Source organism: Telluria sp. LT1R51-2 (genome assembly GCF_059685775.1).
This window is the reverse complement of the sequence record NZ_JCASIM010000002.1, coordinates 939,283-961,983: the sequence shown is the minus strand read 5'-3', so window position 1 is coordinate 961,983 and position 22,701 is coordinate 939,283. Positions and strand designations below refer to the sequence as shown.

The 22,701-nt window shown below is 64.1% G+C and carries 25 protein-coding genes and 1 rRNA gene; 16 read left to right on the top strand and 10 right to left on the bottom strand.

Annotation, left to right across the window (positions count from 1 at the left end; all coding sequences use genetic code 11):
• Nucleotides 1-285: 285 nt before the first annotated feature.
• Nucleotides 286-1,212: a LysR family transcriptional regulator gene (locus AC56LH_RS22490; RefSeq protein ID WP_499649789.1), complete on the bottom strand. Its 927-nt coding sequence runs from the start codon at nt 1,210-1,212 to the stop codon at nt 286-288.
• Between the two features lie 97 nt (nt 1,213-1,309).
• On the opposite strand from AC56LH_RS22490, the gene AC56LH_RS22485 reads away from it, so the two are divergent.
• Nucleotides 1,310-2,185, top strand: a complete 876-nt coding sequence (locus AC56LH_RS22485; protein ID WP_499649787.1) for an aldo/keto reductase family oxidoreductase — start codon at nt 1,310-1,312, stop codon at nt 2,183-2,185.
• Here the strand turns inward: AC56LH_RS22485 and AC56LH_RS22480 are convergent.
• From AC56LH_RS22480 to AC56LH_RS22460, 5 genes are all read right to left on the bottom strand, one after another.
• Entirely contained in the window at nt 2,169-4,580 is a 2,412-nt protein-coding gene (locus AC56LH_RS22480) for a penicillin acylase family protein (protein WP_499649785.1), read from the bottom strand. The two genes, AC56LH_RS22485 and AC56LH_RS22480, sit on opposite strands and share 17 nt — an antisense overlap.
• A 203-nt stretch (nt 4,581-4,783) precedes the next feature.
• Nucleotides 4,784-4,896 (bottom strand): 5S ribosomal RNA (rrf, locus tag AC56LH_RS22475).
• A 107-nt stretch (nt 4,897-5,003) separates the two neighbouring features.
• On the bottom strand, nt 5,004-5,816 hold the full coding sequence (locus AC56LH_RS22470) for a M48 family metalloprotease (RefSeq protein WP_499649783.1): 813 nt from the start codon (nt 5,814-5,816) through the stop codon (nt 5,004-5,006).
• Nucleotides 5,813-6,277: a YbjQ family protein gene (locus AC56LH_RS22465; RefSeq protein WP_499649781.1), complete on the bottom strand. Its 465-nt coding sequence runs from the start codon at nt 6,275-6,277 to the stop codon at nt 5,813-5,815. Before AC56LH_RS22465 ends, AC56LH_RS22470 begins: the two co-directional genes overlap by 4 nt.
• The gene (locus AC56LH_RS22460; RefSeq protein ID WP_499649779.1) at nt 6,277-6,585 is read right to left on the bottom strand and encodes a YbjQ family protein; all 309 of its coding nucleotides are present in this window, start codon (nt 6,583-6,585) and stop codon (nt 6,277-6,279) included. The genes AC56LH_RS22465 and AC56LH_RS22460 overlap by 1 nt, the downstream gene beginning before the upstream one ends.
• 146 nt (nt 6,586-6,731) lie before the next feature.
• On the opposite strand from AC56LH_RS22460, the gene AC56LH_RS22455 reads away from it, so the two are divergent.
• From AC56LH_RS22455 to AC56LH_RS22405, 11 genes are all read left to right on the top strand, one after another.
• Nucleotides 6,732-8,234 carry a B12-binding domain-containing radical SAM protein gene (locus AC56LH_RS22455; RefSeq protein WP_499649777.1) on the top strand — a complete coding sequence of 501 codons (1,503 nt, stop codon included), beginning with the start codon at nt 6,732-6,734 and terminating at the stop codon, nt 8,232-8,234.
• Between the two features lie 52 nt (nt 8,235-8,286).
• Entirely contained in the window at nt 8,287-9,420 is a 1,134-nt protein-coding gene (locus AC56LH_RS22450; RefSeq protein ID WP_499649775.1) for an MlaE family ABC transporter permease, read from the top strand.
• On the top strand, nt 9,420-10,277 hold the full coding sequence (locus AC56LH_RS22445) for an ABC transporter ATP-binding protein (RefSeq protein ID WP_499649773.1): 858 nt from the start codon (nt 9,420-9,422) through the stop codon (nt 10,275-10,277). Before AC56LH_RS22450 ends, AC56LH_RS22445 begins: the two co-directional genes overlap by 1 nt.
• Nucleotide 10,278: 1 nt before the next feature.
• Nucleotides 10,279-11,226, top strand: a complete 948-nt coding sequence (locus tag AC56LH_RS22440) for an MlaD family protein (protein ID WP_499649771.1) — start codon at nt 10,279-10,281, stop codon at nt 11,224-11,226.
• Nucleotides 11,227-11,234: 8 nt separating this feature from the next.
• Nucleotides 11,235-11,858, top strand: coding sequence for an ABC-type transport auxiliary lipoprotein family protein (locus AC56LH_RS22435; protein WP_499649769.1), 624 nt, complete (start codon nt 11,235-11,237; stop codon nt 11,856-11,858).
• A complete protein-coding gene (locus AC56LH_RS22430) occupies nt 11,855-12,997 on the top strand; it encodes a VanZ family protein (RefSeq protein WP_499649767.1) in 1,143 nt (380 codons plus the stop codon). The genes AC56LH_RS22435 and AC56LH_RS22430 overlap by 4 nt, the downstream gene beginning before the upstream one ends.
• Nucleotides 12,998-13,030: 33 nt before the next feature.
• Nucleotides 13,031-13,354, top strand: coding sequence for a (2Fe-2S) ferredoxin domain-containing protein (locus AC56LH_RS22425; protein ID WP_183555244.1), 324 nt, complete (start codon nt 13,031-13,033; stop codon nt 13,352-13,354).
• Nucleotides 13,355-13,356: 2 nt separating this feature from the next.
• Nucleotides 13,357-13,986: an alpha/beta hydrolase gene (locus AC56LH_RS22420; protein ID WP_499649766.1), complete on the top strand. Its 630-nt coding sequence runs from the start codon at nt 13,357-13,359 to the stop codon at nt 13,984-13,986.
• A 103-nt stretch (nt 13,987-14,089) separates the two neighbouring features.
• Nucleotides 14,090-15,235 (top strand): D-alanyl-D-alanine carboxypeptidase family protein, encoded by a 1,146-nt coding sequence (locus tag AC56LH_RS22415; protein ID WP_183555242.1) that lies wholly within the window; start codon nt 14,090-14,092, stop codon nt 15,233-15,235.
• Between the two features lie 128 nt (nt 15,236-15,363).
• Nucleotides 15,364-16,290 (top strand): aldo/keto reductase, encoded by a 927-nt coding sequence (locus AC56LH_RS22410; protein ID WP_499649764.1) that lies wholly within the window; start codon nt 15,364-15,366, stop codon nt 16,288-16,290.
• Nucleotides 16,290-16,601: a metal-sensitive transcriptional regulator gene (locus AC56LH_RS22405; protein ID WP_499455931.1), complete on the top strand. Its 312-nt coding sequence runs from the start codon at nt 16,290-16,292 to the stop codon at nt 16,599-16,601. The genes AC56LH_RS22410 and AC56LH_RS22405 overlap by 1 nt, the downstream gene beginning before the upstream one ends.
• A 32-nt stretch (nt 16,602-16,633) precedes the next feature.
• Here the strand turns inward: AC56LH_RS22405 and pssA are convergent, their stop codons facing one another.
• Entirely contained in the window at nt 16,634-17,416 is a 783-nt protein-coding gene (gene pssA, locus AC56LH_RS22400; RefSeq protein ID WP_499649763.1) for a CDP-diacylglycerol--serine O-phosphatidyltransferase, read from the bottom strand.
• 140 nt (nt 17,417-17,556) lie between these two features.
• Here pssA and AC56LH_RS22395 point away from each other — a divergent pair, with 140 nt between their 5' ends.
• Nucleotides 17,557-18,525, top strand: coding sequence for a CAP domain-containing protein (locus AC56LH_RS22395; protein ID WP_499649761.1), 969 nt, complete (start codon nt 17,557-17,559; stop codon nt 18,523-18,525).
• A complete protein-coding gene (locus AC56LH_RS22390) occupies nt 18,522-19,130 on the top strand; it encodes an Hpt domain-containing protein (protein WP_499649759.1) in 609 nt (202 codons plus the stop codon). The genes AC56LH_RS22395 and AC56LH_RS22390 overlap by 4 nt, the downstream gene beginning before the upstream one ends.
• 2 nt (nt 19,131-19,132) lie before the next feature.
• On the opposite strand, the gene AC56LH_RS22385 is transcribed toward AC56LH_RS22390, so the two are convergent.
• Nucleotides 19,133-19,348 carry a hypothetical protein gene (locus AC56LH_RS22385; protein ID WP_499649757.1) on the bottom strand — a complete coding sequence of 72 codons (216 nt, stop codon included), beginning with the start codon at nt 19,346-19,348 and terminating at the stop codon, nt 19,133-19,135.
• Nucleotides 19,349-19,559: 211 nt separating this feature from the next.
• The gene (locus AC56LH_RS22380; RefSeq protein ID WP_499649756.1) at nt 19,560-20,141 is read right to left on the bottom strand and encodes a DUF1439 domain-containing protein; all 582 of its coding nucleotides are present in this window, start codon (nt 20,139-20,141) and stop codon (nt 19,560-19,562) included.
• A 345-nt stretch (nt 20,142-20,486) separates the two neighbouring features.
• On the opposite strand from AC56LH_RS22380, the gene AC56LH_RS22375 reads away from it, so the two are divergent.
• Complete coding sequence (locus AC56LH_RS22375; RefSeq protein ID WP_499649754.1) at nt 20,487-20,732, top strand: Rap1a/Tai family immunity protein; 246 nt, start codon at nt 20,487-20,489, stop codon at nt 20,730-20,732.
• A gap of 25 nt (nt 20,733-20,757) precedes the next feature.
• The gene (locus AC56LH_RS22370) at nt 20,758-21,210 is read left to right on the top strand and encodes a T6SS effector amidase Tae4 family protein (protein WP_499649752.1); all 453 of its coding nucleotides are present in this window, start codon (nt 20,758-20,760) and stop codon (nt 21,208-21,210) included.
• Nucleotides 21,211-21,233: 23 nt separating this feature from the next.
• Here AC56LH_RS22370 and mnmE read toward each other — a convergent pair whose 3' ends face one another.
• Nucleotides 21,234-22,613, bottom strand: a complete 1,380-nt coding sequence (gene mnmE / locus AC56LH_RS22365; protein WP_499649751.1) for a tRNA uridine-5-carboxymethylaminomethyl(34) synthesis GTPase MnmE — start codon at nt 22,611-22,613, stop codon at nt 21,234-21,236.
• Between the last annotated feature and the right edge of the window lie 88 nt (nt 22,614-22,701).

Below are 22,701 nucleotides of genomic sequence, written 5' to 3'. Positions count from 1 at the left end.
TTGGCATTTCTGCCACCCTGCCTTGCGGCAGGGGTCGCTCACTCAAAATACTGACCGTTACTCATTGCTGAGCAACGTATTTCTTTTTTGTGAACATTTGATAATTTAAGTAATCAAAGACCGAAGTCTTTGGCACCTTCATCAAACGCCCACACTTATCGACTGTTAATTTTTAAAGAACTTTATTCGGTGCTTCATCTGCCGTTTGCTTCGAATCGTTTTGTTCGCTGCAGCAGAGGAATGAGATTATGCTCGACCTGCTGAGCTTCGTCAACAGCTTATTTTTCAGTTGTGTGACAAATCCGGCGCGTTTTGACCCTCGCTGCGGATGAAGTCGACGAAGGCGCGCAGCGGCGCCGGCACCAGCTTGCGGCCCGGGTAATACAGGAACGGCCCGGAGAACTGTGGCCACCATGGCTGCAGCACGGGTTCGAGCAACCCTTTTGCAACATAGGGCGCCAGCCAGTCCTCGAACAGGTACACCACACCCAGCCCCTGCACGGCCGCATCGATCGACAGGTCCAGCGCGCCGCCGATCTGTACCAACAATTGTCCGTTGGGTTCAACGGTGATGGTCTCCCCATCGCGTTCAAACACCCACTGGATCATCGCCCCGCTGGCAAAGCGCGCCCGGATGCAGGCACATGGCGGCAAGTCACGCGGATGTGCAGGCATGCCATGCCGGGCCAGGTACGCGGGTGATGCCGCCGCCGCCATGCGCTGGATGCGCGGCCCGATCGGCACGGCAATCATGTCCTGCTCGAGCCGCTCTTCATACCGGATACCGGCATCGCACCCCGCGGCCAGCACATCTACGAAGCTCTCCTCCGCGACCACCTCGAGGCGGATCTCCGGATACCGCGCCAGGAACCGTGGCACGATGGCGGGAAGCACCAGGCGTGCTGCACTCATCGGCACATTCAGGCGTAACAGGCCCGTCGGCGTGTCGCGAAAGCCATTGATCACATCTAAGGCGGCGTCGATCTCCTGCAATGCCGGATCGAGCCGTGCCAACAGGCTGCTGCCCGCCTCGGTCAACGTCACACTGCGCGTGGTCCGGTTGAGCAAGCGCACACCGAGCCGCGTTTCAAGACGCCGCACTGCTTCGCTCAGACCGGATGCGCTGCCATCCGTCGCACGCGCCGCCTCACGGAAGCCGCCGGCACGCGCCACTGCGACAAAGGCGGACAACTCTCCCAGATCGGTTTTCATTGTTCGTTTTCTCGTACAACCTGTGTGGATTTGCCTGGATTGTCACACAGACGCATGCGTCGTATCGTGATTCCACTTACCCACAAGAAGGAAAACCATGTCCAACATCGAACAGGCAGGCACCTATACACTCGGCGACCGCACCGTACGCCGCCTCGGCTACGGCGCCATGCAACTGGCCGGCCCTCACGTGTTCGGTCCGCCGAAAGATGCAGAAGCTGCCCGCGCCGTGCTGCGCGAAGCGGTCGAGCTTGGCGTGAACCACATCGACACGTCCGATTTTTACGGTCCGCACGTGACCAATCAATTGATCCGCGAAGCGCTGCATCCTTATCGGGATGATTTGGTGATCGTGACCAAGATCGGGGCGCGCCGCGGCCCGGATGCCAGCTGGCTGCCCGCTTTCTCAGCGCCAGAGCTTGAACAGGCCGTGCATGACAATCTGCGCAACCTGGGACTGGATGTACTCGATGTGGTCAACCTGCGCGCGATGTTCGACATGTCCAAGCCGGCAAAGGGATCGCTCGAGGCGCCGCTGACCAAGCTGGCAGAGCTGCGCCAGCGCGGCCTGATTCGCCATATCGGCCTGAGCAACGTCACGCCGCAGCAGGTGGAAGACGCCCAGCGCATCGTGCCGATCGCCTGCGTGCAGAATATGTACAACCTCGTCCACCGCCAGGACGATGCCCTGATCGATGCGCTGGCTGCAAAGGGGATCCCTTACGTGCCCTTCTTCCCGCTGGGCGGCTTCACGCCACTACAGTCGGATGCCCTGTCCGGCGTGGCGCAACAACTCGGTGCGACACCGATGCAGGTGGCGATCGCCTGGCTGCTGCGCCGTGCGCCGAACCTGCTCCTGATCCCCGGCACATCGTCCGTAGCGCACTTGCGCGAGAACCTGGCCGCTGCGCAACTGGTGCTGCCGGACACTGCGATGACGGCGCTGGACGGTATCGCTACTCCCGGAGCGTGACGGTCGTGTAATTTGGGTCGGCCTTGATCTTCTCTTGCGTAAAGGGAAGGCTCGGCCAGCTCTTGCGCGAATACAGCAGTGTCTGGTCGGCATACCATGGCGAGGCCGGGTCGACCGACTGGCCATACGTCAGCATCGCCTGCGCCACCGGCCCCTGCTCGTCGAACGTCACGGTCTGCAGATAGCTCTGGCCCCAGTGCGCACCGACATAGCCTTGTTCCGTCAAGCTACTGCGCATCGTCAGCGAGCCATACGTGCCTTCCTGATTCCCATTGCCCCCATGCAGTGGAATACGCACGCCGTTGCGTGGTTCGACCTGGTAGTCGCCCAGACGGCCATCGAGCGGCACGCCGAGCGACTGCAGCTTGTCGGCCGCTGTCCTGAGCGCCGCCAGCATGGCGGGTATGGCCGCCGGCGCCACGCCGGCCGGCGTATTGACCGGATCCGCCGGATCGAACGGCCGCGCCCACTTGTTCGGGATCGCCGTTGCCAGCGCCCAGAATTCGCGGAACAGCACCGCGCCCCGGCTGTCGATATCAGCGCGCCGGTCCCACGCTTGCAGTGTCGTGCAGGCTTGCTGCATCAGCGTGCTACTTGCGCTGCTGCAGGCGGTCAATAACTCGGGCAGCACGAGCTCGGCCGCATAAACGCGGTTCGAGAACGCCAGCGCCTGCATGTCAGCGAGGTTCAGCTTGCTGCGCTGGGCCACCAGATCCTCGACCTGGCGGAACCCGATCCGCGTGCGCAGGCTTTGCTCGGCATTCACACGCCCATACAGCGGCGAATAGCCCAGCGGCGCGGGACCAGTGAGCAGCGCCTTCGGATTGGTCAGCCAGTAACTGTCATTCGAATTGCCGACGTAATCGGTGCGCATCATCCACGGCGCCGTGGCCGGCGCATAAATGCCAGCGGGCGCGCCCACATCCTGCCCCCAGCCGCAGCTGCTTTTCGACCCGTCGAACAGCAGCGCTGCCTGCAGCAACAGGCAACCGTTGACGAACTTGTCCGCATTCATGTGCGGCACGACACTGGCGTCCGCATACAGCGTATTGCCATCACGGTCTGCCGCCACCGTGTTCACCCATGGCAGCCCCACCACCTTGTCGAGCGAATCCTTCAGCGTGCGTACACTGGTGGCGGTACCAATGCCCAGCCATTGCTCGAGCATCCGGGTATTGCTGCGATTCGGGTCGGCCAGCACATACGCGGCCTGCGCTGTCCAGGTCAGGCCCGCCGCCGGCCGGCTGATGACGGCGCCCTGGTGGCTGAAATAAAAGGTCTTGGTGCGCCGGCCGACCAGGCCATCGGGCAGCAGCGCCTCGACCGTCACCGTTTTCGACGTCATCGTGCGCCGCGCCCCGTCATACAGATAGGTGGTGCCAGTGGCGTCGCCGGGGTCCAGCGCCAGCCGGAACGTGGTGAAGTGATTGGCGAACGTGACCGTGTGACTCCAGGCCACGTCGCGGTTGAAGCCGATGACGACGGCCGGCACGCCGCCGATGATCACGCCCATCGCGTCGTAGCGCCCCGGCACGGTCAGGTGGGCCTGATAGAAGCGGTCGGTCGTGGTCCATGGATAATGCGGGTTGCCAAGCAATAGCCCGCGCCCATTGGCGGACAAGTCCTTGCCCACTGCCAGCGCATTGCTGCCGAAGCCTTGCCGGTTGAGCAGGTCGAGCTGCGCGACCAGCGACGACGCATCGATCTTGCGTGGCGACACTTTAGCCAGCGTCACGGTGGCGCCAGGAACCCGGCCAGCCGCAACGAAATCACGGGCAAAGGCCTGGCCCGATGCGTGCAGCGCTTTTTCCGCCACCACCAGCATCATGTCGTCGAGCGAAATCGGGCGCACCCATTTCGTGTTGGCACAGGCCGCTGGCAACTTGCTTCCCGCATCCTTCAGGTACCGGTTATAGCCTTCGACATAGCCTTCAAGCAGGTCACGTGGTTCACGTGCGCCGCTGGCATAGCCGGCGCGCAATTGCTCGATGTCGAGGTAGCCCTTGAAGAAGAAGTCGCTGTCCTCGTTGTTCAAGTCCATGAACCCGCTGCCGCCGCCATACTCGTCGCCGGTGCGCTGGCGTGGCCGGGCGTCGGCGCCAAAGAACAGCGAGCGCTCACCGCGCACGGTCAGCACCGCATCGGCGAACATGCAGACATTGTCCTGGGCATAGGCATACGCCAATCCATACCCGAGGCTGCGGAAGTCGTCGGCCCGCACATGCGGCACACCATGCGCGGTGCGGGCGACGTCGACGTTGATGCGGGCGGCGGTGGCTGGGGGCGGCGGCTGAACAGCCGGATCATCATCATGATCCCGACCACAGGCGCCCAGCGCCAGCACGAGTGACACGACAAGGAGGCGATAGGGCGCAGCAGGATGACGACGTTGCATGAGGGACGCTTTCTGCGGCAGGCGCCGCGCGATCAAACCATGACGAAGTAAAACTATTGCAATACTTTAACCCTAAAATAGTGCCAACGTGCTATTTCTCTCGCATGAATGCGGCATCGGCGCGACAAACACGGCGCGACAAAAGCGGCGCTCCAAAGCAAAAAAGCCCACCAGACACCTGGTGGGCTTTCTCTATATAACTAGCCTGACGATAAACTACTTTCACACTGGTTGCAGCACTATCATCGTCGCAAAATCGTTTCACGGTCCTGTTCGGGATGGGAAGGGGTGGGACCGATTTGCTATGGTCATCAGGCATAACTTGCTGGAAAACTGTTCCTCTACTGGGCAACAGGCTTCCTGAATTCCGGCTCGCATTCTAACAAGCAATGTCCGATACCGCCAGCTTTATCGCACACGCCGTTAAAAACGCGGCAAGGCCTGCACCGGGCCAGCCTGCAAGCCTGCCTGGCGCATCGCCACCTGCACGGCCTTGATGCGCGCGGCCATCGACGGATGCGACGCCAGGTAATGCACCACGGCCGGCGTTGCGCCCTCCTCGCGCTGCAAGGCGGTAAACAATTCGGTGGCGCCGCCAGTATGGCCGTAGCGACATTGCAGAATCGCCAATGCGCTCGCATCGGCAGCAGCTTCACGGGCCCGCGAATACCCGGACTCCCCCAGATGCTGCGCCGGCGCCAGCACACCTGCCGTCCCGCTGCCGTCGCCCGTGAGCATGGCGGCGGCGGTAATCAGCACCACCCGCCGGCCGACTGCGCGCAGGTGATCGCGGTTGGCCATGTGCGACAGCTCATGGGCCAGCACGAACGCCATGCCGTTTTCGGATTGCACGTTGTCGAACAGCGCCGAGAACACGACCACCACGCCGCCCGGCGCCACCATCGCATTGGGCGTGTCCGAGCGGTTCACGCGCACCGTGACCGGCCCGCTGACACCGGCGCATTGACGCATGCCATCGACCAGGCCCTGGGCCCAGACTTCGCGCGTGCGCATTGCCGGCTCGCTCGCGGGCGGCGTCCATGCCACCATCTGCGTCAGCTGCGCCTCGGTCTCCGGTCCCATCCGGTCCACCACCACATCGACCAGCCAGCCCAGCACCAGATAGCCGACGATCACTGCCGCGGACAGCCCGGCCAGGATCAGCACGAAATCCTTGAGCGGATGGCCGGGCGTGACGTTGTCATTGTGCTCGGGCAGCGACGCCTGGTATTTCATGGTGCGGCGCTCTGTTCCACGTAATAGATGGCGGTGCCGTAGGCCAGTACCTCGACGCCATTGATCTGCCGCTGGTTGCCAGTGAGCGGCATCGTTTCGAGGCGCACGTTGACGATCTCGTGGGCGCCCGGGCAGCTTTCCTTCAGCCGCAGCACCGCTTCACGCTTGGCGCGATCGAGCAGCGTTTCATACGACTGCACCGGCCCGCCCACCAGCGAGCGCAGCGCCGAAGCCGCCTTCTTAAAGTGGTCGACCGCCACCACCACGCTGCCCGTGACCAGCTCGGTGCGTGCCACCGGCCCAGACCCAAGCAATGTCTTGAGCGACGTGGCCGGCAAGTGCAGCCACGTTTTTTCCCTGGCGATGATCGAGCGGTAATGCCTGGCTTCGGCCATGCGTCCAAAGACGTAGCCCAGCCCAATCGGCACCGACCAGAAGACAATCAGGAAGATAATGTCCATCAGCCCACCGTCACCGCAGTGCCGTAGACATAGATCTCGGCGGCGCCGGCCGCCACCGACGACGTCGAGAAGCGCACATTGACGACGGCGTTGGCACCCATCTGCGTGGCTTGCGCCTGCATGCGCTCGGTGGCCTGCGCGCGCGATTCTTCCAGCAACTCGGTGTAGCCCTTGAGCTCGCCACCAACCATGTTCTTCAGCCCCGCCATGATGTCGCGGCCCACGTGCTTGGAGCGCACCGAGCTGCCGGAGACAACGCCGTGGCACACCGTGATGGTCTTGCCCGGAACGGTTTCGATATTGGTCATGAACATGGAAGGCACTTTCTGAATAAGGAGTCGTCGATTGTAGGCGCCGATCTTTATTTGAAGCAATGTCAACTGCATAGTCACGCGATTGACTGCGGCATCACAGTAAAATACCGCCTTCAACTCCCCTCCAGCCTCCCGCCACCATGTCGATCCTGCTCACCACCCTGAACGCCCGCTACACGCACGCCTCGCTTGGACTGCGCTACCTGCTGGCCAATATGGGCCCGCTGCAGGAGCAGACCCGTATCCAGGAATTCGTCACCGGCGCCAAGACCGCCGATCTCGTCGAGCGCATCCTGGCGCACGCGCCGCGCATCGTCGGCTTTGGCGTGTATATCTGGAACGTCGAAGAAACCACGCGCCTGGTGGCAATGCTCAAGCGCGTCGCACCCGCCGTGAAGATCATCCTGGGCGGCCCCGAAGTCTCGCACGAGACCGGCGAACAGGAAATCGTTCAGCTGGCCGACTACGTCGTCACCGGCTGGGGCGACGTCACGTTCCCCAAGCTGTGCGGCGAGATCCTCAATGGCCCGAAGCCCCTGATGAAAATCCACGCCGGCGTACAGCCGCCGATGGACGCGATTGCCCTGCCCTATGCGCTGTACAACGACGACGACATCGCCAACCGCACCCTGTACGTGGAAGCCTCGCGCGGCTGCCCGTTCAAGTGCGAGTTCTGCCTGTCGTCGCTCGACAAGACCGCCTGGCCATTCCCGCTCGACGCCTTCCTGGCCGAGATGGAAGCAATGTATGCACGCGGTGCGCGCCTGTTTAAATTCGTCGACCGCACGTTCAACCTGAACGTCAAGACGAGCCTGCGCATCATGGACTTCTTCCTCGACAAGATCGCGCAATATCCGGACGACCCGATTTACGCCCACTTCGAATTGGTGCCAGACCACCTGCCCGATGCGCTGAAGGACACCATCGCCAAGTTCCCAGCCGGCGCGCTGCAGTTCGAGATCGGCATCCAGAGCTTCAACCCTGAAGTGCAGGCGCTCGTGAGCCGCCGCCAGAACAACGAGAAGGCGGCCGAGAACATCCGCTGGCTCACGCAGCATGCCACCGCCCACCTGCACGTCGACCTGATTGCCGGCCTGCCCGGCGAAGACGTGGCCAGCTTCGCGCGCGGCTTCGATCAACTGGTGGGCCTGGGCGCTGAAGAAATCCAGTTCGGCATCCTCAAGCGCCTGCGCGGCACGCCGATCATCCGCCACACCGAAGCCTTTGGCATGGTCTACGACCCGTATCCGCCATACACCGTGCTGGCGACGGACAAGATCGACTTTGCGACCATGCAGCGCCTGGTGCGCTTTGCGCGCTACTGGGATCTGGTGGCCAACTCCGGCCGCTTTGCCAACACCACGCCGGTGCTGCTGGGCGAGGCGCCATTCGACAACTTCATGGCGTTTTCGGACTGGATCTACAAGCGCACCGATGCGACGCACCGCATTGCGCTGGATCGTCTGGCCAAGCTGGTGGCCGAGTACTTACAGGTGCGCGGCATGGCGGCGCATGAAGCGGCCAGCCTGCTCGCCAGCGACTACGCCGGCAAGGTCGACGCGCCAGCGCGCACGCCGCAACCGGCCCAGGAAGCTGCCCGCGCGGTGGCCCCATCGCGCCAGGCGCGCCACCTCGCCGCCTGATCGCGCAACCAACAATGTGGCAGCAGGCGCGATTCTCTTTTACACTGCCGCAATGCAGATTGAAAATGCGCCAACATTAACCATTCAACAGGCCGCCCATGGGGTGGGCCAATCTGTCATCGCCAGCGGGGTCTGGCAAGTCCACGGCCTGTCGCAGCACGGTATATTGAAGGGCATCACGCGCCAGCTCGCGAGCCTGAAAGACAAATCCGCCTGCACCTGGGACCTGTCCGGCGTCGATAGCCTGGACCACATCGGCGCCCAGATGTTCTGGAATACCTGGAACAAGCAGCGCCCACCGCGCCTCACGCTCGACCCGCGCCAGGAAGACCTGTTCAAGCGCATCGAAGCAGCCAGCAAGATCACGCTGCCGCGCCAGCGCGTCAGTCCCTTCGACTGGCTGATCAAGCTCGGCGCCGGCATGCTCGACTTTTTCGCGCACCTGCGCAGCTTCATTGGCCTGATCGGCATCGTGATCCAGGACCTGTGGCGCTTTGCGCGCCGCCCCGCCACCGGCCCATGGCGCGAAATCTCGGCCAATATCTATCACTCGGGTTTCCAGGCGCTGGGCATCACGGCGATCGTGGGCTTCTTGATCGGGATCGTGCTGTCGTTCCTGTCGTCGCAGCAGCTGCGCATGTTCGGCGGCGACGCCTACCTGGTCAACATCCTCGGCATGGCCGTGATCCGTGAACTGGGCCCGCTGCTGGCGGCGATCCTGGTCGCCGGCCGCTCCGGCTCGTCGATCACGGCGCAGTTGGGCGTCATGCGCGTGACCGAGGAACTCGATGCGATGCTGGTGATGGGCGTCTCGCACGGCTACCGACTGATCCTGCCGAAGGTAATCGCGCTGGCGATCTCGATGCCGCTGTTGGTCGTCTGGACCGATGCGATGGCCCTGCTGGGCGGCATGGTGTCGGCAAAAATCGAGATGGGCATGTCGTTTCGCTACTTCCTGCAAAAGCTGCCCGATGCGGTGCCGTTCGTGAACTACACCATTGGCCTGCTCAAGGGCGCGACCTTCGGCGTGCTGATCGCGCTGATCGCGTGCCACTTTGGCCTGCGCATCAAAGCCAATACCGAAAGCCTGGGCCGCGGCACCACGACCTCGGTCGTCACCGCGATCACGGTGGTGATCCTGGCCGACGCGGTCTACGCGATCATCTTCAGCAACACGGGATTCTGATGGCCGACACCCAAGCACAATCCCCCCAGCGCCTGAACCTGCGGCCCGACGAAGACGTGGGCAAACCCGTCGTCGAGATCCGCAACCTGTGGACCCGCTTCGGCCGCACCGTCGTGCATCAGGACCTGAACCTCGAGATCTACGACGGCGAGATCCTGTCGATCGTCGGCGGCTCGGGCACCGGCAAGACCGTGCTGCTGCGCCAGATGCTGGGCCTGGAGCGCCCGTCGCAGGGCAGCGTGCACGTATTCGGCGAAGACATCAGCGCGGCCAAGCCCGAGCAGCTGCAACGCATGCGCAACCATTGGGGTATGCTGTTCCAGCAGGGCGCGCTGTATTCGGCGCTGAACGTATTCGACAACATCGCCCTGCCAATGCGCGAGCTGCATGCGCTGCCCGAGGACGTCATCCGCGACGCGGTGCTGCTCAAGATGGACATGGTGGGCCTGGGGCCGGAGCATGCGGCCAAGATGCCGTCCGACCTGTCCGGCGGCATGGTCAAGCGCGCAGCGCTGGCGCGGGCACTAGCGCTCGAGCCGCAGCTGCTGTTTCTCGACGAGCCGACCGCAGGCCTGGACCCCGACCTGTCGGACGCCTTCGTCACGCTGATCCAGACGCTGCACCGCGAACTGAAACTGACGGTGGTGATGGTCACGCACGACCTGGACACGCTGTTCGCGCTGTCCTCGCGCATCGCGGTGCTGGCTGAAAAACACGTGCTGGCCGTCGGACCGTCGTGCGACGTGCTCAAGGTCGAGCACCCGTTCATCAAACACTTTTTCCTGGGCCCGCGCGGCCAGCGGGCACTGAAAGTGCTCGACGAGCGCCGGGCCCAGAACGAATCGGAGACACACTAGTATGGAAAACAGGTCACATGCGCTGATGACCGGCATCTTCACGATCGCTCTGTTGGTGGCGACGGTGCTGATCGGCCTCTGGTTCAACCGCGACAAGACCGAACTGGTGCAATACGAGATCGTCACCACGCAGTCGATCCCCGGCCTGAACCCGCAAGCCACGGTGCGCTACCGGGGCCTGGAGATCGGCCGCGTCGACACCATCGACTTCGATCCGCGCGTCACCGGCCAGATCCTGATTCGCCTGTCGGTCGACGAAGCCTCGCCAATCACCAGCACCACCTATGCCTCGCTTGGCTACCAGGGCGTGACGGGCATCGCGTTCATCCAATTGAACGACGAGCGCACCGGATCGCCGCGCCTGGCCACCGGTGGCGAGCGCATTGCCCGCATCCCGCTGCGTCCGGGCCTGCTCGACCAGCTCGAAGACCGCGGCCTGGCAATCCTCGTCAAGGCCGAACAGATCACGACCAGCCTCGACGAGCTGCTCAGCCCCGAGAACCGCGCCACGATGCTCGGTGCGTTCGAAAGCGTGGACCGCGCCGCCGAGGCCTATGCGGCGATTCCGCAGCGGCTCGATCCGGTGCTCGACCGCTTGCCGTCACTGATCACGAAGGTCGATCGCAGCATGGACTCGATCGACACGCTGGCCACCAGCGCCACGTCGATGACGCGCAACTACGACAACCTGGCCACGCGCCTGCAAGCCCCCGACGGCCCGATCGAACGCCTGAACGGCACCATCGGCGCGCTCGGCGCGGCCACCAGCGAGCTGGAACTGGAAACGCTGCCGCACGTGGTGCAGATGACCGACGAAGCACGCGCCTCGCTGCGCGCCGTGCGCCGCACCGCCAATTCGTTCTCCGACCGCCCGCAAAGCATCCTGTTCGGCACACCGGGCGACGCGCCCGGACCGGGCGAGCCGGGCTTCGCGCCCCCGACCAAATGAGGACCACCGTGAATCTCCGCCCCTACCGCCTCGCCGTTGCCGTTACCGTTGCCGGCGCCGCGCTGCTGGCCGGCTGCGCCAGCAACAAGGGCGCGCCCAATACCATCTATGACTTTGGCGCGCCATCGGTCCAGGTGTCCACGCCCGTGCAACCGGCGTCGCTGCCCCCGATCGTCGTGATGGACGCCACCGGCGGCGCTGTCCTCGACAACGAGCGCATGGTCTACCGGCTGAACTACGCCGACCCGCTGCAAGCCCGTACCTACGCCGGCAGCCGCTGGAGCGGCACGCCGCTCGACCTGATCACGCGCCGCCTCAAGGTGCGCCTGGCACAGGCCGGTGTCACGGTGCTGTCGGCCACCGACGCGGCCAACCGCGTGCCGATCCTGCGCATCGAGGTCGACGACTTCGTACACGCGTTTTCCAGCACCAGCGCAAGCGAAGGGCAGATCCTGCTGCGCGCGTCGGTCCTGGCCGACCATCGCCTGGTAGCGCAGAAAAGCTTCGCGCACAACGCCCCTGCCCCGAGCCAGGACGCCGCCGGCGGCGTGGCCGCACTGGCCGCCGGCACCGACCGGATCGCGCTCGATCTCAAGAACTGGCTGTCGACCCTCGACCTGCAAGGCAAATGAGCGACGAGGCCATCTCCGCCGAAGTCGCGGCCGGGCGCTCGCGCGGCTCGCCGATCGTGCGCGCCGCGCTGATGGCGTATCTGCTGCTGATCATCTACGCCAGCTGGTTTCCGTTCACCGGCTGGCGCGATACCGGCGTGGCGCCGCTGGCGTTTCTGAACCTGGTCAAGCAACGCTACTTCACGGGCTTCGACGTCGGCGTCAATATCGCCGGCTACATCCCGTTCGGGCTGCTGCTGGTGCTGTCGTTCTATCCTCGTGTGCGTGGCGTCTGGGCAGTGCTGCTGGCCGCCGTGATCGGCATCTTCACCACCGGCGTCATGGAAACGGTGCAGAATTTTCTGCCCAGCCGCGTGCCGTCGAACCTCGACTTCGTCACCAATGCGGGCGGCGCGCTGCTCGGCGCCGTGCTGGGCGCCTTGTGGGCCCCTGGCCTGCTCGATCGCAGCCGCCTGTTCAAGCTGCGCCAGCGCTGGTTCGCGCCACATGCGAGCCAGGGGCTGGTGCTGGTGGCCATGTGGCCGCTGGCGCAGATCTACCCGCAAAGCTATCTGTTCGGCCATGGCCAGGTGCTGCCGATCGTGTCCGGCTGGCTGTCGTCGTGGTTCGATACCGACATCGACATTGTCGCGATGCTGCGTCCCGGTGTGACGATGAGTGTCGAGCAGTACTGGCTGTCCGAGACCATCATCACCGCCTGCGGCATGACCGGCGCGGCGCTCACGCTGATGTGCCTCGTGCGGCGCGGCGCCCCGCGCTTCTGGCTGATGATCGCCCTCCTGGCGTCGGCGCTGGTGCTCAAGGCGTTTGCCAGCTCGCTGCTGTTCCGGCCCGATAACGCGTTTGTCTGGGTGACGCCGGGCGCCGAAGGGGGCTTTTTGATCGGCATGATCATGCTCTCGGGCCTGGTGTTTGCGCCGCAGGTGGCGCAGCGGCGCCTGGCGGTGGTGACGCTGATACTGGCGCTGGTGGTCGTCAACACGATTCCGGTGAACCCGTATTTCTCGTCCACGCTGCAAGGCTGGGTGCAGGGCAAATTCCTGAACTTCAATGGTGCGGCGTGGTTCCTGTCACTGAGCTGGCCATTCTTCGCGCTCTGGTTCCTGCTGCTGCCGTCACATAAACTCAATCGCCAGTAAGATAATACTTCTGCCTTTTTCGACGAGAACGCCATGACCGACCAACCGTTTTACCAGCACCACGTCTTTTTCTGCATGAACGAGCGCGAAGGCAAGGATGCGCGCCAGAGCTGCGGCAAGTGCGGCTCTGAAAAAGCCCAGAAACACGCCAAGAAGCGCATCAAGGAACTGGGCCTGAGCGGCGAAGGCAAAGTACGCATCAACCAGGCCGGTTGCCTCGACCGCTGCGAAGAAGGCCCCGTGCTCGTGGTGTACCCGGAAGGCGTCTGGTACACCTATGTCGATAACGAAGACATCGACGACATCATCGATACCCACCTGGTCGGCGGCAAGGTCGTCGATCGTCTCAAGATCTGACCATGAACATCCACTCGCAAAAATTCTATCTCGACGGCGACGCCGGCAAGATGCAATGCCTGCTCGACCTGCCCGACGAGGCCCCGCGCGGCATCGCGCTGGTCGCGCACCCGCACCCGCTGTACGGCGGCACCATGGAAAACAAGGTCGCGCAGACGCTGGCGCGCACCTTCGTCACGCTGGGTTACGCCGTGGCGCGCTTCAATTTCCGCGGTGTCGGTGAATCCGAAGGCGTGTACGACGACGGCAAGGGCGAAGTGGACGACATGGCGATCATGTACGAGCACATGCGTGCGCGCTACCCCGACCTGCCGGTGACGCTGGCCGGTTTTTCGTTCGGCACCTTCGTGCAGGCGCAGTTCGCGCTGCGCCTGGAGGCCGAGGGCCGCGCGCCCGAGCGCCTGGTGCTGGTAGGCACCGCGGCCGGCAAATGGCCGATGCCGCCCGTGCCGCAAGACACGATCCTGATCCACGGCGAGCAGGACGACACGATCACGATGCAGCAGGTATTCGACTGGGCGCGCCCGCTGGATATCCCGGTGATCATCATTCCAGGCGCCGACCACTTCTTCCATCGCCGGCTCGGCCACATTAAAAATCTGGTCGTTCAACTGTGGCGCCGTGACATTTAACGGTCACAGTCCCCTATAATCATTCCCTTCTCTTGAGGCAGTGCCCCCGGGCATTGCCTTGCGCTCTACCACCGCTCCACCTTTTACAATGACGAACGTTTCCATGAAAAAACTGTTAGCGGCCTTTGCCGCCAGCCTGGTAATGATCTCGGCCAGTGCGCAAACCGTGCCGGCTCCATCCATCGCAGCCAAGTCGTGGTTACTGCTCGACACCACAAGCGGCCAGGTCATCGCGTCGCAAGACCAGAACATGCGCATCGAACCGGCATCGCTGGCCAAGATCATGACCGCGTATGTCGCGTTTTCGGCGATCCGCGACAAGCGCCTGTCGATGAACCAGATGGTCAATGTGTCCGAGCGCGCCTGGAAAGTCGACAGCAGCAGCTCGAAGATGTTCATCGACCCGCGCGTGCCGGTCTCGATCAGCGACCTGCTGCATGGCCTGATGATCCAGTCGGGCAATGACGCCGCCGTCGCGATCGCCGAAGCCGTCGCCGGCGACGAAGCCACCTTCGTCACGCTGATGAACCGCGAAGCGCAGCGCCTGGGCCTGAAGTCGACGCGGTTTGCCAACCCGCACGGCCTGCCGGATGCGAACAACTACTCGACCGCCGCCGACCTGGCCAACCTGGCCTCGCACGTGATCCGCGACTTCCCCGAGTTCTACAAGATCGACTCGATCAAGCAGTTCACGTACAACAAGATCACCCAGCAGAACCGCAACCGCCTGCTGTGGCTCGATCCGACCGTCGACGGCATGAAGACCGGCCACACCGATTCGTCGGGCTACAGCATGATCTCGTCGGCGCGCCGCCCGAACGGCAGCACGGGCGAGCGTCGCCTGGTCGCCGTCGTACTGGGCACCAGCTCGACCGAGGTGCGCACGCAAGAAAGCCAGAAGCTGCTGAACTGGGGCTTCCAGAACTTCGACACCGTCAAGCTGTACTCGAAAGGCCAGGCGATCCAGACCCCGCAGATCTGGAAGGGTTCGCAGCCGACCGTCAAGATCGGCTTCACGCGCGACATCCTGGTAACCGTGCCGAAGGGCGTGGCCGGTAAGCTCAAGCCGGTGCTGGAGCGCCGCGATCCGCTGGTCGCACCGCTGGCGCGCAATGGCGCGGTCGGCACGCTCAAGATGACGGTCGACGGCAAGCCGCTGCTGGTGCTGCCGGTCGTCGCGCTGGAAGAAGTCCAGGAAGCGAGCATCTTTGGCCGCGCCTGGGATTCGATGCGTCTCTGGATGCAGTAATCCGGTCGCCAGATCAGGCAAGCCCGCCCGCGCAGCTGCGCCGGCGGGCTTTTTTCATGGGAGCCCGGCAAGGGGTTCGCCGTGGCAGGGCTATAATCGTGTAATCCTGTCATGACGAAAGAAACACGATGTCGCCTGCCCTGCCTGCCGATCTGCGCTGCCCCCGCACCCTCACGCGTGAAGGCGGCCCGACGCTCTCGCGCATCGTCGCCGGCATGTGGCGCATGACGGAATGGGCGATGCCGGTCGCGGCGCGCGTCGAGTTCATCGAACAATGCATCGCGCTGGGCGTGACCTCGTTTGACCATGCCGACATCTATGGCGACTACGGCGTCGAGATGCTGTTCGGCGAGGCCCTGCGCGCCCAGCCTTCCCTGCGTGCCCGCATCGAACTGGTGAGCAAGTGCGGCATCCGGCTCATGTCGGCCAAACATCCCGGCCACACGATCCAGCACTACGACACCGATGCGGCGCACATCATCGCGTCGGCCGAAGAATCGCTGCGCCGCCTGCACACCGACCACCTCGACCTGCTGCTGATCCATCGGCCCGATCCGCTGATGAACTTCGACGAGATTGCCGAAGCGTTTACGCGGTTGCAGGCGGCCGGCAAGGTGCGCCACGTGGGCGTGTCGAATTTCACGCGCCACCAGTTCGAGTCGCTCAATCGCCGCGTCGCCCTGAGCACCAACCAGGTCGAGTTCTCGCCGCTCGTGACCACGCCCCTGTTCGACGAAACCTTCGACGGCCTGCAAGACCTGGGCATCGCACCGATGGTCTGGTCGCCGCTGGGTGGCGGGCGCCTGTTCGACCCGGCAAACGAGCGCGCGGCGGTGCTGCGCCAGACGATCCAGGGCATTGCCGAGCGCTTGAACCAGCCGTTTGCCAGCGTGGTGTTCGCGTGGATCATGCGCCTGCCAAGCCGCCCAATTCCGCTGACCGGCACCGGCCGCATCGCGGCAATTGCCGACGCGGTGGCCGGCACCACCTTTGAACTGACGCGCGAAGACTGGTTCCATATCCTGCGCGCCGCGCGCGGCCACGAGGTCGCCTGATGCTCGAGGCCCACGTCAAGATCGTCGAAGGCAAGGCGTTGACGGCACCGCAAAAGAAGGATCTGCTGAACCGGCTGGCGCGGATCGAGGGCCAGCTGCGCGGCGTGCAAAAACTGATCGCGCTGGCCGACACGCCAGTGGACTGCGACGCCGTGGCGCAGCAGATGGCGGCGGCGCGCAAGGCGCTCGACCGCTCGTTCGTACAGTTGCTGACCGCATCGATCGTGACCCAGACGAGCGGCGCGGCCGACTTGCCGGAAGCGCGCGAACGCGCCGCGCATCTGGCGGCGATGCTCGACAAGTTCGCCTGAACGAAAAAACGGCCCTTGTCAGGGCCGCCGGTTCACTCTTCGTCGTAGACTTTCGGCTGCGCCACCCCACGCCAGCCCATCTTCCAGCCGAGATTGAGCAGCAGCGTCAACGTCACGTACACCAGGAAGAACAACACGAAGAAGCGCGTCTGCAGCACGGCCAGCAAGACCGCGCAGACAGCGACGATGACGATCATCAGCTTCCCGCTCGGGTGCTTGGAACTGGGGAAGCGGATGGTCGAGACCATCAGCGCGCCAACCACCACCATCAGGGCCGCCACCATGAACGCCTGGGCCATCTGGGTGACCGGATCGGGCCAGGCCACGACCACGGCCGACACGCAGGCCGCGCCGGCGGTGATCGGCATGCCGACGAAGTAGCGCGGGTCGGTGCGGCCCTGGCTGATATTGAAGCGCGCCAGGCGCAGCGCGCCACAGGTGACGAATACGAAGCAGGCCAGGCCGCCCATGCGCACCAGCGTCGGATGCACGTCGTTCAGTTGCGTGAAGCCGTAGCAGTACAGCAGCAGGCCCGGGGCGCAGCCGAAGTTCATCACGTCGGCGATCGAGTCGAGCTGCATGCCGAAGCTGGACTGGGTATTGGTCGCGCGCGCCACGAAGCCATCGAGCGCATCGAACACGCCAGCCAGCACCAGCAGGATGGCGGCCAGACGGAAGTCGCCCGGATCGCCCACGCGCGCATTGTCGACCGAGATCACGATACTGGCGAAGCCGCAGGCAATCGACAGCAACGTGACGGAACTCGGCAGGGCGAATTTGGCGCGTGCGAGGCGTTGTTGGTTAATAGGCTTCAATGGTCGACTCGACAAGATAAATGATGGCTTATTCTACAGGCTGCAAATCAAGGTGGTTGCGCGTTGACGTCACCACCCGCCATGACGTCGGGATTTGCCCTAGAATATCGAATTAAGCCCGTATTGACAGGAGTTGCAAGATGAGCTATACGCTCCGTTGGCAGTTAATGATCCCAGCCCTGGCTGCCGTCCTGGGCCTGGCTGCCTGCGGCAGCAGCGATAGCGACAGCCCGTCCGCCCAGGTCACCGGCGGCACCGCCGTCAGTCCTGATTCTTCCGTGGCCGCCGACCCCACTGGGATCGCGGCGCCCACGCAGACTGGCAATATCGCCGTCGACGGGCGCAACTGGATCAATTACCGGCGCGGCCAGATCGGTGTACCGCAGGTTCCCGAGAACGCGCAGATCAACAACGCCGCGCTCGGGCATGCCGAATACCTGCGCGTCAATAACCTCATGAGCCACGACCAGGTCGCCGGGCGCCAGGGCTTTACCGGCGCCGACCTGGGCGCGCGCCTGAACGCAGCCGGCTACACGTTGCGCGCCGACCGTGGCTATGCCTACGGCGAAGTCATCTCGGGCAGCCGCAACGGCTCGGGCTTCTACATGGCCGAAGAACTGATCACCGCGATCTATCACCGCTTCGTGATCTTCGAGCCGATGTTCCGCGAGATCGGCACCGGCGCGGCCACGGCCAGCAGCGGCTACCGCTACTTCACCGCCGATTTCGCCAGCCGCGACGGCTTCGGCCCCGGCATCGCACGCGGCACGCTCGTCACCTGGCCGTTCAATGGCCAGACCCAGGTCGTGCCGAACTTCTTCAGCAATACCGAGCAGCCCGACCCGGTCCCCAACGCCAACGAAGTGGGCTATCCGATCAGCGTGCACACCAACCTCGACGCCAACGTCACGGTCACCAGCTTCACCGTGCGCCCGCGCGGCGGCAGCGAACTGACCGTGCTGCGCGTCCTGCCCCTGTCCGACAACAAGCCGGCTGCGGCCATCATCCCGCTGCAGCCGCTGCGCGAGGCCACCGTCTACGACGTCAGCTTCGCCGGCACAGTCAACGGCGCGGCCGTCACGCGCAGCTGGTCGTTCACCACCCGGTGACAGGCGCCCCGAGTGGCGACACCGCCGCCGTCATCGACCTGGCGACAGCCCTGGACCGGGTCATGGGCGACCGTGCAATGTTCCTGCGCCTGCTGGCGCGCTTTGCCGGCGACTACCGCGACCTGATCGCGCGTCTGCAAGCCGCCATCGCTGCCGGCGACGCCGTGCTGGCGCAGCGCATCGCCCACACGCTCAAGGGCGCGGCCGGGATGATCGAGGCACTCCCGCTGCGCCGCCTGGCGCTCGACGTCGAACTGGCGCTCAAGACGGACGGCGCCGCGCCGGTCGCGCTGATCGATGCGCTGGACTGTGAGTTGACACGGGTGCTGGTGGAAGTGGATGCGCTGCTGGTGGTGCCGGATGCACCGGCTTTGTCGGCAGCGCCGTCGATGGTCTCGTCACCGCTGCCGGTCGATGCACGCGACCTGGCGCGGCTGCGCGCGATGCTCGATATCGGCGATGGGCGCGCGCCCGAGCTGGTGGCGCTGCTGCGGCCACGCCTCTTGGTCACGCTGGGCGCCAACCGCATGGCGGCGCTGGAAACGGCAGTCAGGCGCTTCGATTTCGAGCATGCGTTGATGCTGCTGGCGCATGCGGGAGCCTGAGTTCAACGCGTGAACTCGGCCTCTTCGTCGAAGGCATCGGCGCAGGGTTTGCCGCAGAACCGCCGCACGCTGTCGAGCGGCTTTTCACAGTACCAGCACGAGCCCTTGGCGGGCAGGTTGGCGCGGGTGGGCGCGGCGCTCACGGCGGCGGCTACCGAGACGGGCGGCGCCTGCAACGGCCGGCCACTGTCCGGAAAACTCTCATAAGTCGTTTCCAAGATCCACCCCCTGATACGGCAACCTGAAGTCAGAGAAAGATTACTTCAGTGGAACTCCATGCCCATGAGAAAGCGCAAGCGGGAGCCCGACTGGCGAACCCATCCTGCGGTTCGTTGCGTATCAGTGTGCTCCCAATGCAATGCGGGTGCAATCCCTGATCTGCCGTCCTGATGCAATTTGACGCAAGTGCAACATGCGGATCGGGTGGCGTTACTTCGCCGGTTCGAGCGTGACCAACAGGCCCGTGCGGGTTGTCTGGATGCGCGTCGGAACGAACTGCACGCCGGCGTAGCGCAAGTCCTTCTGGTCGAACGCATACACCGGCATGTCGCGCGCGACGGTGTCGATCAGCGTATTGGCCACGCGCGCCAACTGGCGCTCGGCATCGGGATTGCCAAGCTGCAGGCGATCGACACGCGGCTCGGCCATCATGACGGCGGCGCGCCCTGGATCGATATACAGGCGGCCCGAGAACGCAACGTTGCCAGCCCAGGCGCGTGCAAACGGCGGCGCGACCGACGCATCGACGGCGAGCGCGACCCGGTCCTGATCAGGCACCAGCGACAGTTGCGGGCGCGTGAGCTGGACATCGAAGATCTCGAGCAAGCGCTCGTTGATCGGGAAGCGCTTGTCGAGGCTGGATTGCAACTTGTGCAGCGGCAGCTCGACCTGGCGCGGGCCGAGGACGCTGGCGCAGGATGACAACAGAGTGGCGCTGACCAGCATGGCGGCGAGCCGCAACAGCGTGCGGCGCGCAGGATGGGAGGCAATGAGACTGATTCGCGTGTTCATACGCCCAAGCCTAGCATGCCCGGCGGTATTGGCGCGCGACGCGTCGCGACAACAGCGGTGGGCGATACGCAGATGCGAGCCGTTGCGCTTTGGACAGCTACCGCTATTCGCACAGGCATTTCATATAAGTTGATGCGCTGGCGACGCGCAAGACCGTCTCAAGTTTTGGACGACACAATACTCACTCACAATTCATCGGAGGTGGGTATGGCGAATCGTATGAAGTGCGCAGTTCTATGCGCGGTCCTGACGCTGATATGCGGCGCGGCGGCGCGGCCATTTGGAGCATTCACATGGCACCTGTCGGGCGATAGGTTCGTAGCAAAGGTGGCCGGACAGCCAGGCGTGGATAAATGGCGCCAGCAGCCCGATGCGGCGTTCCAGCAGCGGTATGCAGAGGGCTATCAGGCCGGGGTTGTCGATGCAACGCAGGGGCGGCTGTGGTGCGCGCCGCCCGGTATGAAGCCGCTGGAAATCGATGATCGTATATGGGACGAGCTGCGCGGGCGCGCTGGCTCGATGCCGGGCAATGCAGCCGCCGAGCTGATAGCGCTGTATGTGGCTCGCTTCCCTTGCGCCGACGGGAGATGACATGCGAGTCCCATTTGGCGTACTGATGAAAAACTACCCGAGTAACCGCGTCGTCAGCCGCAATACGTTGTTCCAGCAGATCGGGTGGGATGACCTGATAAAAAATTCCGACTACGGCAATACCTGCGCGATCCGCGTCAGTTTGGCGCTGATTCGGTCGGGCATTACAATCCCCGGTGGTCGCATTCCCATCAGGACTGGGGCACTCAAGGGCAAGATGATCGAGCCGGGACAGGCAAAGCTGTCGATGATCCTGTCACGCCCCACCATGCTGGGCAAGCCCGAGAAGTTGAGCGGCAGCGGGATGATCGAAGATGTCGGCCACCGTAGTGGCATCGTGTCGTTCTTCCGGTTGAGCCCTGGCATCTACGAGGGTGGCCATATCGACATCGTCGCGCCTCAGCTCGGCGGGATGCAGGTGTGCGGGTCGGCGTGTTACTGGACTAGCAAAGAGGTGTGGTTTTGGCCGCTGCGATGATCAAATCAACCATTGGCAACTATCTATTTTCCGATACAAAATCGCCCAAAAATCACCCCCAGCAAATCATCCGGCGTGAACTGCCCGGTGATGCTGGACAGTTGATCCTGCGCCAGCCGCAGCTCTTCGGCAAACAGGTCCAGCGACTGGTCATCCTGCATTGCATGCTGGCGCGCCAGTTCCAGATGGTCGCTGGCCGCGCGCAGCGCAATCAGGTGCCGCTCGCGCGCCAGAAACAGCGATTCGCCCGTCTGCTGCCAGCCGGCGATGCGCAGCAGTTCGGCGCGCAGCAGGTCGATGCCGAGCTTTTCGTGCGCCGACAGATACAGGTGCACGGCGTCCGTGCTTTCATCTTTTGATGGCTTGTGGCCCGACAGGTCGATCTTGTTCCAGATGCGCACCACCGGCACGTTGGCCGGGAAGGCCGCGACGATGGCTTCGTCGGCCGCGCTCGGGCCCAGGTTCGCGTCCAGCAGGTGCAGGATCACGTCGGCCTTGCCCACTTCGCCCCAGGTGCGCTCAATGCCGATGCGCTCGACCACGTCGATCTCGTCGCTGATCGCGCGGATGCCGGCGGTGTCGATGATGTTCAGCGGGATACCCTCGATCTGGATCGTCTCGCTGACCTTGTCGCGCGTGGTGCCGGCAATCGGCGTGACGATCGCAACGTCGGCCCCGGCCAATGCGTTCAGGAGTGACGACTTGCCCACGTTCGGCTGCCCGACCAGCACGACATTCAACCCTTCGCGCAGCAGCGCGCCTTGCGCCGCCTGGCGGAACACGTGTTCCAGCGCCGTGATGATCCCGGCCAGCTGGCCGCGCGCGTTCGATTTTTCGAGGAAGTCGATTTCTTCTTCCGGGAAGTCGAGCGTGGCTTCGACCAGCATGCGCAGATTGGTCGTCTGGTCCACCAGCGTGTGCACCACTTGCGAAAACGCGCCCGACAGCGATTGCGACGCCGACTTGGCGGCTGCTTCGGTGGAGGCGTCGATCAGGTCGGCCACCGCCTCAGCCTGGGCCAGGTCGAGCTTATCGTTGAGGAACGCGCGGCGCGTGAATTCACCCGGTTCGGCCAGGCGCAGGTCCATGCCGCTGCCCGCTTCGAGCACACGCCCCAGCAGCATCTGCAGCACGATCGGACCGCCGTGGCCCTGCAGTTCCAGCACGTCTTCGCCGGTGTACGAATGCGGGCCCGGGAAGTACAGGGCCAGGCCCTCGTCGATGATGTCGCCGTTGGCGGCCTTGAACGGGATATAGGTTGCATGGCGCGGCGCGAGCGTCGCACCGGGGAACAGCGCAGCGATCAGCGCGCCCAGTTCCTTGCCGGAGGCGCGCACGACGCCGATGCCGCCGCGGCCCGGGGCAGTGGCGATGGCGGCGATGGGTGAGGTATCGAGTTTCATGGGGCGATTGTAAGGGATGCGCGCGGCCGGGCCTATCGGCGGACCGCGAAAAAGAAAAAAGCCCGCGCACAAGGCGCGGGCTTTTCTC